General features: G+C 70.7%; 14 protein-coding genes. 8 read left to right on the forward strand and 6 right to left on the reverse strand.

The annotated features are described in order from the left end of the window. The first annotated feature begins 79 nt into the window (after positions 1-79). Both ACZ67M_RS30415 and ACZ67M_RS30420 read left to right on the forward strand, forming a co-directional pair. Positions 80-1,969: an MFS transporter gene (locus ACZ67M_RS30415; RefSeq protein ID WP_469853664.1), complete on the forward strand. Its 1,890-nt coding sequence runs from the start codon at positions 80-82 to the stop codon at positions 1,967-1,969. Positions 1,970-2,193: 224 nt separating this feature from the next. Continuing rightward, complete coding sequence (locus ACZ67M_RS30420) at positions 2,194-3,777, forward strand: sodium:solute symporter family protein (protein ID WP_361357589.1); 1,584 nt, start codon at positions 2,194-2,196, stop codon at positions 3,775-3,777. A 61-nt stretch (positions 3,778-3,838) separates the two neighbouring features. Here ACZ67M_RS30420 and ACZ67M_RS30425 read toward each other — a convergent pair whose 3' ends face one another. Next, entirely contained in the window at positions 3,839-4,249 is a 411-nt protein-coding gene (locus ACZ67M_RS30425) for a VOC family protein (RefSeq protein ID WP_361357586.1), read from the reverse strand. A gap of 174 nt (positions 4,250-4,423) precedes the next feature. Between ACZ67M_RS30425 and ACZ67M_RS30430 the strand changes: the two genes are divergently transcribed. Beyond that, entirely contained in the window at positions 4,424-4,708 is a 285-nt protein-coding gene (locus tag ACZ67M_RS30430) for a DUF4190 domain-containing protein (RefSeq protein WP_161329565.1), read from the forward strand. Between the two features lie 59 nt (positions 4,709-4,767). On the opposite strand, the gene ACZ67M_RS30435 is transcribed toward ACZ67M_RS30430, so the two are convergent. From ACZ67M_RS30435 to ACZ67M_RS30445, 3 genes are all read right to left on the reverse strand, one after another. Then, positions 4,768-5,883: an ADP-ribosylglycohydrolase family protein gene (locus tag ACZ67M_RS30435; RefSeq protein ID WP_361357583.1), complete on the reverse strand. Its 1,116-nt coding sequence runs from the start codon at positions 5,881-5,883 to the stop codon at positions 4,768-4,770. A gap of 105 nt (positions 5,884-5,988) precedes the next feature. Next, complete coding sequence (locus ACZ67M_RS30440) at positions 5,989-6,477, reverse strand: hypothetical protein (RefSeq protein WP_469853665.1); 489 nt, start codon at positions 6,475-6,477, stop codon at positions 5,989-5,991. 43 nt (positions 6,478-6,520) lie between these two features. Then, positions 6,521-7,324, reverse strand: coding sequence for a helix-turn-helix domain-containing protein (locus ACZ67M_RS30445; RefSeq protein WP_392015644.1), 804 nt, complete (start codon positions 7,322-7,324; stop codon positions 6,521-6,523). A 430-nt stretch (positions 7,325-7,754) separates the two neighbouring features. Between ACZ67M_RS30445 and ACZ67M_RS30450 the strand changes: the two genes are divergently transcribed. From ACZ67M_RS30450 to ACZ67M_RS30465, 4 genes are read left to right on the forward strand one after another with little or no spacing between them, the layout of a single operon-like run. Beyond that, the gene (locus ACZ67M_RS30450) at positions 7,755-8,567 is read left to right on the forward strand and encodes a helix-turn-helix domain-containing protein (protein WP_467322515.1); all 813 of its coding nucleotides are present in this window, start codon (positions 7,755-7,757) and stop codon (positions 8,565-8,567) included. After that, on the forward strand, positions 8,564-8,764 hold the full coding sequence (locus tag ACZ67M_RS30455; protein ID WP_469853666.1) for a DUF397 domain-containing protein: 201 nt from the start codon (positions 8,564-8,566) through the stop codon (positions 8,762-8,764). The genes ACZ67M_RS30450 and ACZ67M_RS30455 overlap by 4 nt, the downstream gene beginning before the upstream one ends. 50 nt (positions 8,765-8,814) lie before the next feature. Continuing rightward, positions 8,815-9,900 carry a tyrosine-protein phosphatase gene (locus ACZ67M_RS30460; RefSeq protein WP_469853667.1) on the forward strand — a complete coding sequence of 362 codons (1,086 nt, stop codon included), beginning with the start codon at positions 8,815-8,817 and terminating at the stop codon, positions 9,898-9,900. Positions 9,901-9,929: 29 nt separating this feature from the next. Then, positions 9,930-10,442 carry a DUF2165 domain-containing protein gene (locus ACZ67M_RS30465; protein WP_125494834.1) on the forward strand — a complete coding sequence of 171 codons (513 nt, stop codon included), beginning with the start codon at positions 9,930-9,932 and terminating at the stop codon, positions 10,440-10,442. On the opposite strand, the gene ACZ67M_RS30470 is transcribed toward ACZ67M_RS30465, so the two are convergent. Further along, complete coding sequence (locus ACZ67M_RS30470) at positions 10,426-10,989, reverse strand: hypothetical protein (protein WP_469853668.1); 564 nt, start codon at positions 10,987-10,989, stop codon at positions 10,426-10,428. The genes ACZ67M_RS30465 and ACZ67M_RS30470 overlap by 17 nt on opposite strands. A gap of 96 nt (positions 10,990-11,085) precedes the next feature. Then, a complete protein-coding gene (locus ACZ67M_RS30475) occupies positions 11,086-11,958 on the reverse strand; it encodes a DUF4231 domain-containing protein (RefSeq protein ID WP_469853669.1) in 873 nt (290 codons plus the stop codon). A 128-nt stretch (positions 11,959-12,086) separates the two neighbouring features. Between ACZ67M_RS30475 and ACZ67M_RS30480 the strand changes: the two genes are divergently transcribed. After that, the gene (locus ACZ67M_RS30480) at positions 12,087-14,930 is read left to right on the forward strand and encodes a toll/interleukin-1 receptor domain-containing protein (protein WP_469853670.1); all 2,844 of its coding nucleotides are present in this window, start codon (positions 12,087-12,089) and stop codon (positions 14,928-14,930) included. Positions 14,931-14,971 lie beyond the last annotated feature (41 nt).

Consider the following 14,971-nt stretch of genomic DNA (forward strand, 5'->3'; position numbering starts at 1 on the left):
CACGAAACGGGGCAGGTCGCCGGTCGCCGGAACGGGACACGGCCCAAAGCAGAAGACGGGACACGGGGAGTGCCTTCAGGTGGCCACTGCGGAGCCGACACGCGCCGACGACGCCGATTCGGGCCCGGGAGCCGGCCCTCGACCACGCGTACCCGCGCCGCGCGGGGAGGGCGACGGCCGTGACCCCGAACGCACGGACCCAGAAGGGCCCCACAAGGACCGCCCGCAGGCGCCGTCCCCGATGAACGCCGCGTTCCACGCCGTACGCGAGCGCATGCTGCGCCACCCCGTGCTGTCCGTGACCGTCCTGGCCGGCATCCTCCACGTCGTCTGGTTCTTCACCTTCGCGAACAGCGGCGGCGACCTCGCGGCACAGGACGCGTGGTCGGAGTTCGTCGGCCGGCACCCGGACTCGGCGTACAACCTCGCCTGGTACGGCGGCATGCACCCGGTGTCGTACAGCGTGGTCTCGCCGTACCTGATGTCGGTGCTCGGCGTGCGGACCACGATGATGATCGCGGGCACGGTGTCGGCGGGCCTGCTGACGATGATCCTGATCCGCAGCCGCGTGGTGCGCAATCCGCTGTGGGCCTCGCTGGCGGGGCTGTTCGGGCTGCTGGGCAACGCCGCGTCGGGCCGGGTGACCTTCGGCCTCGGCATGATGTTCGGTCTCGGCGCGGTCGCCGCGGTCTTCTGCTGGCCCCACCGCTGGCGCTACGAGCGCTGGGCCAAGGGGCTGTGCGCGGCGCCGCTGGCCGCGCTGTCCACGATGGCGTCGCCGGTCTCGGGTCTGTTCGTGGGCCTGGTGGCGGTCGCGCTGTTCCTCCAGAAGCGTAGGCCGGGCGCCTGGTCGCTGGGGCTGGCCCCCGCGGCGGTCGTGGCGCTGTCGGCCTGGCTGTTCCCCTTCTCCGGCACCCAGCCGATGTCCTTCGGTTCGGCGGCCCTGCCGGTCCTGTACGCGGGCCTGGTCTACGCGTTCGTGCCGCGCACCTGGACCACCGTGCGGATCACCTCGGCGGTCTACGGCCTGTCCGTGCTGCTGGTCTGGGTGATCAGCTCGCAGATCGGCTCCAACATCACCCGCCTGGCGATGCTCTTCGCCGGGGTGGCGCTGGTGGCGGCCCTGCCGTTCACGGTGCCCAAGTCGCGCAAGTGGTACGCGCTGGTGGTCTCGCTCGTCGGCTTCGTGGTCTGGATCGGCTTCAAGTCGGCCGACGACATCATCCACACCACCCCGGCCGCCTCGTGGGCGCGGGAGTTGGCGCCGCTGGTCAACGAACTCCAGGAGGTCGGCGCCGAGCGCGGCCGGGTCGAGGTCGTCCCGGCCCGCTCCCACCGTGAGGCCTCGGCGCTGGCGCCGTACGTGAACCTGGCCCGCGGCTGGAACCGGCAGGCCGACATGGAGCGCAACCCCCTCTTCTACGACGACACGCTCAACTCGGCGAACTACCACGAGTGGCTACAGCGCTGGGCGGTGCACTTCGTGGTGCTGCCGAAGGACGAGCCGGACGGGGACGGCGGCGAGCGGGAGCGGGAGCTGGTCCAGCGGGGACTGCCCTTCCTGAAGCAGGTCTGGGGCGACGCCAACTGGCAGCTCTTCCAGGTGACCGACCCGACCCCGCTGGCGGAGCCCAACGCGGAGGTCCAGCGCGCCGAGCAGGGCGAGTGGACGATCGACGTGAAGGAGCCGGGCCGGATCCTGGTCCGGGTGCCGTACTCGCCGTGGCTGAGTCTGGTGGACGACGAGGGCAACAAGCTCCAGCCGCCGCAGGAGACGGAGGCCTCCAAGAACAGCCCCGACGGCACGCCGAAGACGTACGACAACGTGAACGGCTGCGTGACGGAGACCGAGGAGACCGCCGAGGGCGACAAGTGGACCCTGCTGGTGGCGCCCGAGGCGGGCACGTACCGGCTGGCCGCGCCGTACGGACTCCAGCGGGGCACCCCGTGCCCGGAGGAGCTGAGGTAGCCCCTCGGGAACAGCGGAGACTGTTCACGTAGATGAACCAAGGTCAGTGAGGCGAACCTTTTTACTTCCTCTTGACCCTCCCCTTCCTTGTCGTGCCCGCGTCGACGCAACCACGATGAGCGGGCACTTCGCGCCCTGCCTCGCCCCTACCCGCCCCTACCCCGCTCGTGCGAAGTGCCAACCAGCTGAGCGGAGTTCACAAGGCGGACCCCGGAAGGGGGCACATGAACGGTCTCGACTGGTCCGTGCTCATCGGCTACTTCGCCGTCATGGTGGCGATCGGCGTGTGGTCGCACAAACGCGTGGACGACGTGAGCGACTTCTTCACGGCCGGGGGCAAGATGCCCTGGTGGCTGTCCGGCATCTCGCACCACATGTCCGGCTACAGCGCGGTGATGTTCACCGGCTACGCCGGCATCGCCTACACCTACGGCGTCACCTCGTTCGTGACGTGGTCGTTCCCCATCGCGCTCGGCATCGCCATCGGCTCCAAGCTGTTCGCGCCGCGCATCAACCGGCTGCGCTCACGGCTGCACGTGGCCTCGCCGCTGGAGTACCTGAAGAACCGGTACAACCTGCCCACCCAGCAGGCGCTGGCCTGGTCCGGCATGCTGCTGAAGATCGTGGACGTGGCCGCGAAGTGGGCGGCCATCGCGACCCTGCTGTCCGTCTTCACCGGCATCAGCCTCAACCAGGGCATCCTGATCACCGGCGTCATCACGGGCATCTACTGCACGATCGGCGGCCTGTGGGCGGACGCGCTGACCGAGCTGGGCCAGTTCATCATCCAGCTGCTGGCCGGCGTGGCGATGTTCGTGGCCGTGGTGATGAAGCTCGGCGACTACGGCGGCTTCTTCGGCGTCTGGGACGAACCCGCCCTCCAGGGCCACGGAAAACCGCTGGTCGGCCCGTACGGAACGGTGTTCCTGCTGGCCTTCCTCTTCATCAAGCTCTTCGAGTACAACGGCGGCATGCTCAACCAGGCCCAGCGCTACATGGCCACCCGCAACGCCCACGAGGCCACCCGGTCGGCGCGGCTGTCGGCGGTGCTCTGGCTGGTCTGGCCGCTGGTGCTGTTCTTCCCGATGTGGATGTCGCCGCTGCTGGTGGAGTCGCAGAAGCCGGACGGTTCCGACTCGTACGCGCTGATGACCGAGCAGTTGCTGCCGCACGGACTGCTCGGCCTGGTCATCGTCGGCTTCTTCTCGCACACCATGGCCATGTGCTCCTCGGACGCCAACGCCATCGCGGCGGTGTTCACCCGTGACGTGGCCCCGGTGCTGTCGTCGCGGGCGCGGGAGTGGGGGCAGCGCGCGGGACTGCTGGCGGCGCGGCTGACGACGGTGGTCTTCCTCGGGCTGTCGATGGCGGTGGCGACACAGGTCGACTCGCCGACGTTCAAGGACATCATCACGGTCGTCATCAAGTGGGTCGCCGGACTGATGGGCCCGATCGCGATCCCGATGATGCTCGGTCTGCTGCGGCCCTTCCGCCGCTCGGGACCGACCGCCGCGCTCACCAGCTGGGGGCTCGGGCTGCTCGCCTTCTGGCTGGTCAACTACCCGATCAGCTGGAACGTGGACGGTGGGGTGCCACTGGAGTACCAGGTCTCCATCCCGCTGGCGGTCTCCCTGGTCCTGTACATCGTGATCGGCTACCTGAAGCCGGAGGACACTCCGGAGCGGCTGGCGATCATCGAGCGCGTCAACACCGACGACGACGGTGACATGTCCGGCGCGACGGCCGCCATCCCCACGCCGGCGCCCGGGGTGGGCGACGCGAAGACCGGCAGCAAGGTGGGCGACTAGCCCCGCGCGTGCGTCCCCGGCCGGTGCCCGTGCCGACGGGCACCGGCCGGGCGCACCCGGTTCACCGCACTTCCTGAATACGGATCTGGTTGCCGGCCGGGTCGCGGAAGGCGCAGTCGCGGATGCCGTACGGCTGCTCGGTCGGCTCCTGGACGATCTCGGCGTTCCCGGCCCGCAGCTTCTCGAAGGTCCCGTCGAGGTCCTTGGTGGCGAGCAGCAGCCACCCGTAGGTGCCCTTGGCCATCATCTCGGCGACGGTCCGGCGCTCGGCCTCGGTGATCCCGGGGTCGGCGGCGGGCGGCGCCAGCAGCAGCGAGATGTCCGGCTGGCCGGCGGGCCCGACGGTGATCCAGCGCATCGCGCCCTGACCGACGTCCTGCCGGACCTCGAACCCGAGGACGTCGCGGTAGAACACCAGCGACGCGTCCGGGTCGTCGTGCGGGAGGACGGTGGTGTGAATGCTGATACCCATGCGGCCACGCTAGCGGGGTGGGGGGCGGTGTGCCCTGGGGACGACGATCGCGATGGGCGTCGAGGGCGACTCACCCGGCCGCGACCGAAAGTGTTTGCGCGCATGCCGTCTGTTCGTCGGAAGGCGGGGCATACGGGAGCACACGGAAGCCGGACCCGAGGTGGGGAGAGAGCGATGACAAACTTCAGCAACAGTGCGTCCGCCGCAGGCTCGCGTACCAACGGCCTCGCCGTAGCCGGTCTCGCGTGCGGCGTCGTCGGCATCTTCATCCTGAACATCGTGCTCGGCCCGCTGGCCATCGTCTTCGGTGCCGTCGGCCTGCGGCAGGCCGGGGCGAAGGGCGGCGCCGGGATGGCGAAGGCCGCCATCGCACTCGGCATCGTCGACGTGCTGCTCTTCGTCGTACTGATGATCGTGGCCGCGTCGAGCGGCGGTTTCAGCTGGTACGTCGGCGGCTGACGCCCGAACCGGCCGACCAGGGGCTCCGCGCAGGACTTCCGCGCGGAGCCTCCCGCGTTCTAGGCGCGCGGGTAGCGGGCCAGCCAGCCCGGGGACGAGCCCGCCGGGCCGTGCAGGGCCGGGCCCTGGGTCATCTCCATGGCGAAGTCGTCGGCCAGTTCGAGGAGGGTCGCCCGGCCCTCCAGCTCGGCCAGCCAGGCCGGCGGCAGGGCCGTCTCGCCGTGCAGTGCTCCCAGCAGGCCGCCGGTCAGTGCGCCGGTCGCGGCGGAGGGGCCGTCGTGGTTCACGGCGAGCCGCAGTCCGTGCCGTACGTCCTCGCCTACGAGGGCGCAGTAGACCGCGGCGGCGACCAGACCCTCCGCCGTGCCCTCGCCGATCAGCTCGGTGACCCGCGCCGGGGTCGGCAGCCCCTGCCGTACCGCGCCCAGCGCGTGCTGGAGCGCCTCGGTCACGGGTGGGTGCCCCGGCCGGGCGACGAGCAGGGCGAGGGCGCGCTGCACCGCCGCGTCCAGGCTCTCCCCGCGGGCCAGCCCGTGCACGATCACGGCGTACGCGCCCGCCGCGAGATACCCGGTGGGGTGGCCGTGGGTCTGCGCCGCGCACTCCACGGCGAGCTGCGCGACCAGCTGCGGCTCCCAGCCGACCAGCAGACCGAAGGGCGCCGACCGCGCCGCCGCCTCGGGCCCGCGCTCGCCAGGGTTCTTGGGCGCCTCCGGCGTGCCCATGGTCTCGTCGCCGAGCCCGAGCAGCAGCGCCTTGGGGGCGTCCCGGCGGACGTACAGCCACTCTTCGTGGGCCAGCCAGCCGTCGTCCTTGCGCCGCAGGTCGGGCCCCCAGTCGCGCTGGGTGGCGGCCCAGCGCCGGTAGGCCCGGTGCAGGTCGGTCGGCGGGTGCCAGGCGCCGGTGTCCCGCCGTACCTGGGCCCGTATCAGCCCGTCCACGGAGAACAGACTCAGCTGCGTGAGGTGGGTGACCGCACCGCGCCTGCCGTACGCCGGGGCCAGGTCGGTCAGCCCTTCGGCACCGTGCTCCTCCCGGATCCCGTCGAGGTCCAGCCCGTCGACGGGCGCGCCGAACGCGTCCCCGACGGCCACGCCGAGCAGTGTCCCGCGCACCCGGCTGCGGAAGTCCTGCTGCTCGGCACGCCCCCAGACGGCACCGGCTGTCGCGCCCACCCGGACCTCCCCTCGGCATCGACATGGTCCGTACGTACGACGCCCAGCACTTTATTCGAAGGTGGACGGTCGCTTCAGGGGCGGAACGGTGTGGAAACGTTCACGTCATGCCAGGGGGCGCACGGCCGCGGTGATCCGCAGGGCTTCGGCCAGAACGTCGGCGTCGACCTGCGCCGGTGTCCCCTCGCCGTATTCGAGGAAGTCGTACTCGTCGTCCAGCTCGGCGAGACGTTCGGTCGACGGAAGGTCGTGTCCGAAGCGCTGGTGGATCCGGAAGGCCAGTTCGCGCGGCGTCAGCCGGCCGGCCAGCGTGCGGGCGGCGAGTGCTCGCACACCGGCTTCCCGCGCGGCACGGCTGCCCGCCGGGTGGAGGACGAGACCCAGTTCCTCGAGTGCGGGAGGAAGGAGATCGTGGACGTCGTAGTCCGCCTCCGCGCGTGTGCAGGCGGCCAGTATGCGCAGGGCGGGGCTGTCGAGACCTGCGACGAGCGCATCACAGGCACTGGAGACGACATCGGCGGCACCCACCTCGCCCATCCGCCACAGGGCGGCATGGTCCTGGAGGACGAGCGCTGCTGCCTCGGCCGACGTCACTCGACCATGATTCCCTCCTGGGGCACCCCGGTCGAGCCGGTTTCTACGCGGCCGCGTACCCCCGGGCGCCACCCTCGCGGCAGTCGCGGCAGCGTCCCGGTCGCTGGGCGCGGAAGGCGCGTTCGCAGCCGTCGCAGGTCTGGAGGGGGTCCGGGAGGCGTGGGTCGGGGGCCAAGGGGCGAGGCGCTGGGAGGGCCGGGGGGAGGTCGGCGGTGAGGCGGCGTTCCAGGAAGGCCGCCGGGTGGCGGATCGGGTCCTGGGGCAGGCCGGCCGTCAGGGTCCGCTCCACGGCGCTCACGGGGACGCCGCGCTCCAGCCACACGGTGACGTAGGGCGCGAGACGGCGGACGTCCCGCTCGGTGAGCAGCAGGCGGGAGTCGTGCAGGCGCAGGCGAGTGAGCAGGTCGGACGCGGGGGTGCGGTCGGCTGCGGGGGCCGGGGCGGGGCGCGCTTCGGGAGCCTCACTCGCGGGCGGCAAGGCCGCCGCCAGGCTCGCGCGGGGCTTGTTGCGGGAGACCGTCCGGGTCACGACTCGGCCCGATTGAAGACGCTCCTTGGTGCGTGCGAGGTAGCCGTGCTCCTCCAACTCCCGCAGGGCGGCGGCGATCCGGATCTCGCCCTCGGGGAACTTCCCCGCCAGCGTCTTGATCCCGACCGGCGCCCCGGCGGGCAGCGACTGGATGTGGACGGCCAGGCCGATCGCCGTCAGGGACAGCTCGGGGTGCTGGAGGAGGTGGTTGCCGACCACGGTGAAGCTGTCGTGGTGCGGGTGGTTCTCGTGCTCGACGCCACCGGCGCGACGGCCGGACGCGGGGCGCGCGTGCGCGCTAGGGTTCTCGTCAGTCATCGGGAAGGGTCCACTTCCTCGGTGATGAGGCCCTCGCAGTGGGATGGCAGTCCCGGCGGGGGCCGAATCATGTCTGGTGTTGTTGCGGCAGACGCTGCACCATGAACGCCCCTCCGCGCCAGCCGAGTTGGTGATGTTCACTCCGGAGGGTGAGCGACGGGGGCGGCAGGGGCGGGTTCGGTTCTTTCCCCGGTTCTTTGGTCTTTGGCGTCGCGTCCGGCCGGGTCGCGTCCGGCCACGATCCGGTGGGTGAGAAGGGCCAGTTGGGGCCGGGCACGGCCTCGCGTCCGACCGGATCGCGGGGACGCGGGACCCGGCCGGACGCGATCGGTGGCCGGTTTCCGGATCACGTCACCCAGCGTGGCCGCCCATCCCTACTCTGTCCGGTGACGAACTCGACACCGAGGGTGACCGACCAGGAGGGGAAGACATGGAGGACGAGGAGTCCGAGGCCGTGCTCAGGACGGTCGGGCGGCAGGTCAAGATGTGGCGCGAGGCCGCCGGGATGACCCAGCCGGAGTTGGGCGCCGCGATCGGGTACGGCGAGGACCTGGTCTCGTCGGTCGAGCGCGGGCGGCGTATCCCCAAGCCGGACTTCCTGGACAACGCCGACGAGGTCCTCGGCGCGGGCGGCAAGCTCGCCTCGATGAAGGTGGACGTGGAGAAGGCCCGGTACCCGAAGAAGGTGCGGGACCTGGCCAGGCTGGAGGACGAGGCGGTCGAGCTGGGGGCGTACGCCGGTCATCACATCCACGGGCTGCTGCAAACACCCGAGTACGCCCGCGCGTTGTACGCGATGCGCCGCCCGGCGTTCACGGAGGAAGAGGTCGACCGCTACGTCTCGGCCCGCATGGCACGGAAGACGGTCTTCGACCGCGTACCCAGGGCTCAACTCACCTTTGTCCAGGAAGAGGTGACGCTGCGGCGCCCGCTCGGCGGCAGAATGGTCCTCCGTCAGCAGCTCGAACACCTGCTGGAGGTAGGGGGGTTGCGGCACGTCGAGATCCAGGTGATGCCGACAGCGCGGGAGGATCACGCGGGGATGGCCGGGTCGCTCCGGCTGTTGAAACTCCGGGACGGCAAGACACTGGGACACCTGGAGGCCCAACTGCACAGCCGCCTCGTCAGCGAACCCCGGGACGTCCAGGTCCTGGAAATGCGCTATGGAATGATCCGCGCGCAGGCTCTCACGCCTCGTGAGTCACTGACCTTCATCGAGAAAGTCATGGGAGAAGAGACATGACCTCCGCCATGGAGTGGTTCAAGAGCAGCCACAGCAGCAACGACGGGCCTGATTGCGTCGAGGTGGCGATACCCCCGGCCACCTCCACCATCCACGTCCGCGACTCCAAGAACCCCACCGCCGCCCGCCTCACCTTCACCGACGTCTCCTGGACCGCGTTCGTGCACACCGTCACGACGGCCGGCCGACGGGCCTAGTTCATGATCCGTTAGCGGCGTGACCGTCCGGGCGTTGAACGATCCCGGCCATGACGAACAACAAGACACGTGTCAGCCTGGCCTGCGCCCTGTCGGCCGCCGCTCTCCTCACCGGTGCCGCCGCCCCGGCGGCCACGGCCGCGCCCGCCGCGCACCAGACGCACCCCGGTCACTCGGCGCGGCAGATACCGTTCACGGCCGCCGAGGTGACCGCGCGGGACGGCGGCACGTACGAGATCACCTGGCAGGCGCCGGGGGTCCGCAAGGTCGCCGTGCGGGCGAACGGCCGTACCGTCGCCGTGGGCGGGGCCACCGGCCGGGTCACCGTGCGGGGGCTGCCCGCCGCCGACCGGCAGTGGTTCGACCTGGTCCCGGACCGGGGACAGCGGCTGCGGCTCGCCGACCGGCTGATCCGGCTGGAGGGCACGGTCAACTTCCGTGACGCGGGCGGCTACCGCACGGGCGACGGGCAGTGGGTGCGGATGGGCGCGGTGTACCGCACCGACTCGCTGGACAAGCTCACCGACGCCGACCTGGCCAAGCTGAAGCGGCTCGGCATCCGCGTCGACTACGACCTGCGCACCGCCACCGAGCGCGGCTCCGCCCCGGACCGCCTGCCCAAGGGCGTGCGGTACGTGGTGGCGGACGTCGTGGGCGCCGACTCCCCCGTGTTCTCCATGCCGGAGACGGCCGCCGAGGCCGAGCAGATGATGATCGACGGCGAGAAGGCCATGGTCAGCGGCGAGAGCGCGAAGGCCGCGTACTCCACCGTGTTCGCCGGGCTCGCCCGGGACGCCGACGGCACCCTCTACCACTGCACCGCGGGCAAGGACCGCACCGGCTGGGCGAGCGCCGCCCTGCTCACCGCGCTCGGTGTGCCGCGCGAGACGGTCATGGCGGACTACCTCGCCTCCAACGAGTACCGCGCCGAGGCCAACGCCGCCGCGCTGGCCGCCATGCCCGCCGAGCAGGCCGCGGTCTACAAGCCGATGCTCGACGTGCGGGCCGCCTACTTGAACTCCGGTTTCGCCGAAGTCGAGGACGCCTACGGCTCGTTCGCCGGGTACGAGAAGAAGGCCCTGGGTATGGACGCGCGCGAGCTGCGCCGGCTCAAGGCGGACCTCCTGGTCGGCTGAGCGCGAGCGCCATGGGGAAGGGTGGGGTCATGACCACCACCAGACACCCCCGACCCCTGGGCCTCGCCGCCACCGTTCTCACCGGCGTCCTCGCCCTGTACATCGCCCTCGTCGCCTTCGGCAACATCACCGATTTCGGGACGAACCGGGACTTCGTGCGTCACGTCCTCGCGATGGACACCACGTTCAAGGACGACGACCTGATGTGGCGGGCGATCACCAGCAAGGGTCTCCAGGACGCGGCGTACGTCGCGATCATCGCGTGGGAGACCGTGGCCGCGCTCGTGCTGATCGGCGCGACCTGGCTTTGGATACGCCGGGACCAGACCACCGCGCGGCGCCTGACCACGTACGGCACCCTCATGCTGATGCTGCTCTTCGGCGCCGGGTTCATCGGGATCGGCGGTGAGTGGTTCGCCATGTGGCAGTCGGCGGACTGGAACGGGCTGGACGCGGCACTGCGGGTGTTCCTGATCAGCGGCGTCGTGCTGATCGTCGCCCACCTGCCGTCCGGAGACGGCGAGGCTAGCCGACGACCGTGACCTTCGTGCCGGTCGTCGCGAAGCCCCAGACGGCCGTGCCGTCGGCCTTCTGGAGCCGTATGCCGCCCGTCTTCGTACCGGAGGCGGGCGGGGGCGGCGAGGAGCCGTCGACGGCGTTGGAGAAGGCGACCGAGACGCCGTCCTCCTGGGCGAAGTAGACGATCTGCTCGATCTGCACCCCGTCGGAGCCGGTCGTGGCGCCCTGGACCCGGCTGCTGACGGTGTAGGTGCCCGGGTCGGGGTCGACCGTGCCGGGCCACACCGTGAACGTCCGCCGGGTCGCGTCACTGGCGTCGACCAGCCAGATCCGCTTCTGGTCCAGCGAGTACACGACCCGCCGCCCGGTGCCGGAGCCGTCCGGCACCCGGGCCGGCGCGGTCTCCTTCGGCGACGGGTCCTTGCCCGCGGAGGCCGTGGGCGACGGCCGGGTCGCCGATGCGGTGGGATGGGGCCCCTGGTCCGCCTGCACGGCCAGGAAGGTCACCGCCGCGATCGCGCCCACGGTCAGACCGGAGACCCACGCCCAAGAGGGAAGTCGGGCAGGCACGGGCACGCATCTCCTCAGCTACGAGAACCCCGACACACCGGGGGTCCGATCATCCTACTGCGACTGTTCTCGTGCCCCGGGCCGCAGACCGCGACGTCAGCTCGTCCCGCGCGAGGCCCGCCACATCGTGTGCTCCCGGCTGATCGCCTCCTCGGCATCGGCCACCTCGTCCCCCCAGGTCTCCTCGTCGGCGTGGACCAAGCGTTCGTGGATCACGCTCAGCTCGGTGGCGGCGAAGGTGTAGGCCCGGCCGAGCGTCTCGTACTGCCGCACCGCGAGCCACGCCGAGCCGGCGCCCAGTACCGCTGCGAGGATTCCGGCCAGGTCGAAGGTGAACAGGTCGAGGAGCCGCAGGACCGCCGCCGTCAGGCCCAGCCCCTCGACGGCGATGAGTACCAGACGCCAGCGCCGGGCGTTGCGGACGTTCGACGCCGCCTTCGCCGAGTACCACGCCTGCTGGTCCTCGATCCGGTGGCGCAGATACGCCTCCTTGCGCTCGGCGAAGGGCCGGGCGCGCAGGTGGTTCATGGCGTCGGTGACCGCGATCGACCCCAGCGGCGAGAGGCTGGAGACGGGCGCTTCCCGCAGCAGCTCTCCGAGACGCCGCTGGAACCTGCGGTGCGCCCCGGCCTCGGGCAGGTCCGCGGGAAAAGGCGTCCCTCCCACCGCGAAGCGCCAGGCCAGGGTCTTCGTGGACTCGGCGAGCGCACGGCCGTCGTACCAGGACTGCTCGGGGCGCTCCGTCAGCAGCCAGACCTCGACACAGATGGTCAGCACGAAGACCACCACGAGCCCGATGACCGCCGGCCGCTGGTCGAGGGCGCCGCACAACGCCGCGGCGACGGCCAACGACAGCCGGATCTTCGTACCCCGGATGTAGTTCCGCTGTCCGCCCAGCGAGGCGGAGTCCGAGGAACGGAACACCACCGGAAGGTCGTCGTCCCCCAGGCCCAGCAGTCCCTGGCTCATCTCCGCCCCCGACTCTCGCGACACCAATGTCCAAATGGCTATTCTGACGCCTCATTTGACTGGGTGTCAGTGCCATGGCGAAGGACCATGATCCAATCGCCGCAGCACGCCGGGACGGGGGTCCATCCATGCGCTACGCCGCGTTCATCTCGTACAGCCACACGCCCGACACGCACCGGGCGCGGCTGCTGAGACAGGCGCTGCACACCTTCGCCAGGCCCTGGAACCGGATGCGCGCGCTGCGGGTGTTCCTGGACAACGCCGCCATGTCCATGGAACACAACCTGTGGAGCACCGTGGAGCAGGCGCTCGGTGACTCCGCGTACCTGCTGCTCCTGGCTTCGCCGGAGTCGGGTGCCTCGAAGTGGGTGGGCAAGGAGATCGACTGGTGGCGGCAAGGCCCCCGCCCGGAGAAGCTGCTGCTCGTGGTCACGGGTGGGGAGATCCACTGGGACGAGGCGGCCGGGGACTTCGACTTCGCGCGTTCCACCTGCCTGCACCCGGCCCTGCGCGGCCACTTCACCGCCGAGCCTCGCTGGGTGGACCTGCGATGGATGGACTCCGACCACACCGGCGACCTCCGGGATCCTCGGTTCCGTGAGGCGGTCGCGGACCTCGCGGCGCCCCTGCACGATCGGCCGAAGGACGAGCTGTTCGGGGAGGACGTCACCCAGCGAAGCCGGCTCCGGCGCTTCCGGCGGGGCATGCTGGCCGGCATGACGGCTTTGGCCGTACTGGCCACCGCCACTGCGGTGTTCGCCTTCGTCCAGCGCAACACGGCCCAGGAACAGGCCCGCATCGCCACGGCCCGTCAACTGGCGGCGACGGCGCTCAATCTGAGCGACGACGACCTGGAGACGGCGTCACTGCTGGCCCTGCAGGGGTACCAGGTGGAGGAGACACCCGAGACCCTCTCGGCCCTCTATCAGGTGACGACACAGAGCCCGCATCTGGTCCGCTTCGTGCACGCCGACGCGACGGTGACGGCTCTGGCACACACCGCTTCACCGCGTTTCGTCGCCGCCGGCACGGAGAAGGGCACGGTGACCCTGTGGACCGCCGACGGCTCCCGAAGAACGGAACGGTTCTCGCTCTCGGGACGGATCGACGCGTTGACCTTCAGTGACGACGACCAGCTGCTCGCCGTCGGCACCAGCTCGGGCGAGGTCGTCGTCCACGACATGCGGACGGGTGAGAACAAGCGCCTGTCCGCAAAGGGGAGTGCGATCTCCCTGATCGCGTTCCGCCCCTCCACCCATGACCTGGCCTGGATGGACGGCGACAACGGCCTGAGGCTGTCCGAGGGGAAGTCCGGCAAGGTCTCCCGCCGCGTCGAGACGAAACTCCTCGCGGCAGCCCTCAACCTCGCGTTCTGGGACAACGGAACCAAGATCGCCGTGACCAGCGCGATGGGATGGCGGACCTACGACAGCGAGTTGAGGACACTCGACGCGTCCGACGAGGTCCAGTTCCCCGCCAACGGGTACGTCTCCGCCGCCTCGCCCAGCGGAAACTGCTTCGGGTTCATGAAATTCGGCAGCGTTTCCCTTTCTTCGCTGGAGCAGCTCTCCCAGGGCTCGTTTCCCGGAGGGGACAACGAGGGCAGTGGCTGCGGGGCTCAGACGATCCGAGTGGACAAGGAGACGGCCAGTCTGGCCGTCTCGGACGGACGACGCACCGCGGTGGGCACGAGCCGAGGGCTCTTGCTGGCCACGGCTGAGGAGGGATCACCGCAGGCGGTGCTGGAGACCCTCCCCGGTGTGGAGGCGCCATCGCTCCTGGCCTTCTCACCGGGAGAGGGTGACCGGCTCGCCTCGGCCGATGGAGGCACGGTGGCCCTCTGGTCCCTGGCGCAGAGGGCACCCACCATGCACCGGCACGGTGTCCCGGTGCCCGACGGGGCGACGGTCGAGTACCAACCCCCTCTCGCCCTGAGCCCGGGTGGACTGCTGGCGTGGAGTCAGCAGACGGATGCCGATCACCCCTCCTCCTTGCATGTCAGGTTTCCGGACGGCGAGATCGCGAGCGCCGCCGACATGCCGTACGACTCGCTCGCGTTCGGCGACTCCGATGACGTCCTCTACGCCGCGTCGGGCTCCCATCTTGAGGTGTGGGCCTTGAAGTCGGGGAGTCTGACGAGAGAGAAGTCGTTCGCCCTTCCCGAGCATCCCGGAGCCGTCGGAGAGACGCACATCGCCGGCAGGCCGGACGGCCGCGTGGTGGTCATGCCCGCTGACGGCTCCGTGCTCGTCGTCGACCCCCGTACCGGGAAGCACTCGATCGCGGTGAAGGGTGCCGCCGCAGGGTCGGCCGGGGAAGACTCCTGGGCGACGGATTCGACCGAGTACGTGACGGCCGTCGGCGAGAGGGGCGAACTGGCCGCGGTCACTACCGAGGACGGCCACGTCGACGTCTACCGCGTGGCATCGGGTGAACTCCTGCAACGACTGGACCTCGGGACCCCGGCCGTGAACAGCCTGGCCCTGTCCGAGGAGAGCCAGTCGCTTCTCGCCGTCACTGACGGCCGCGTGCTGCAGAGCTGGAGCCTCCGAAGCGGCCGGTCGAACTGGCGGTCCCAGGGAGCCGGGGTGAGCGGTCTGGTCACCGATCACACGGGCCGGTGGACGGCCACAGTGGCAGGCGACGGCACGGTCTGGCTGTGGGACTCCGAGACCGGCGACCGACTGGGCAGCGTAGCGGTCCCTTGGACAGACGTCTCACAGTCCGGAACCGGGGGTCCGGGCTGGCAGAGCAGTCTCCTCTTCGCCAAGGACGGCAAGCACTTGTGGTCCGCCACCGAAGGCGGAGAGATCATGTCGTGGGACGTGTCTGTCGACGCTTGGACCAGGCAGTTGTGCGCCCGCGTCGGCCGGGCCCTTACCGGGGCGGAGCGCGACCGCTACCTGACGTCCCTCTCCGAAGGCGACACGGCCTGCGGAGATGACGAGGATGCCGCGCACGGCGCTCCCTGACGCCAACAGGGGCGGGAGGCCGTGCGCCACCCGCCCCGATT

The sequence above is a fragment of the Streptomyces sp. NPDC107500 genome (assembly GCF_055582785.1).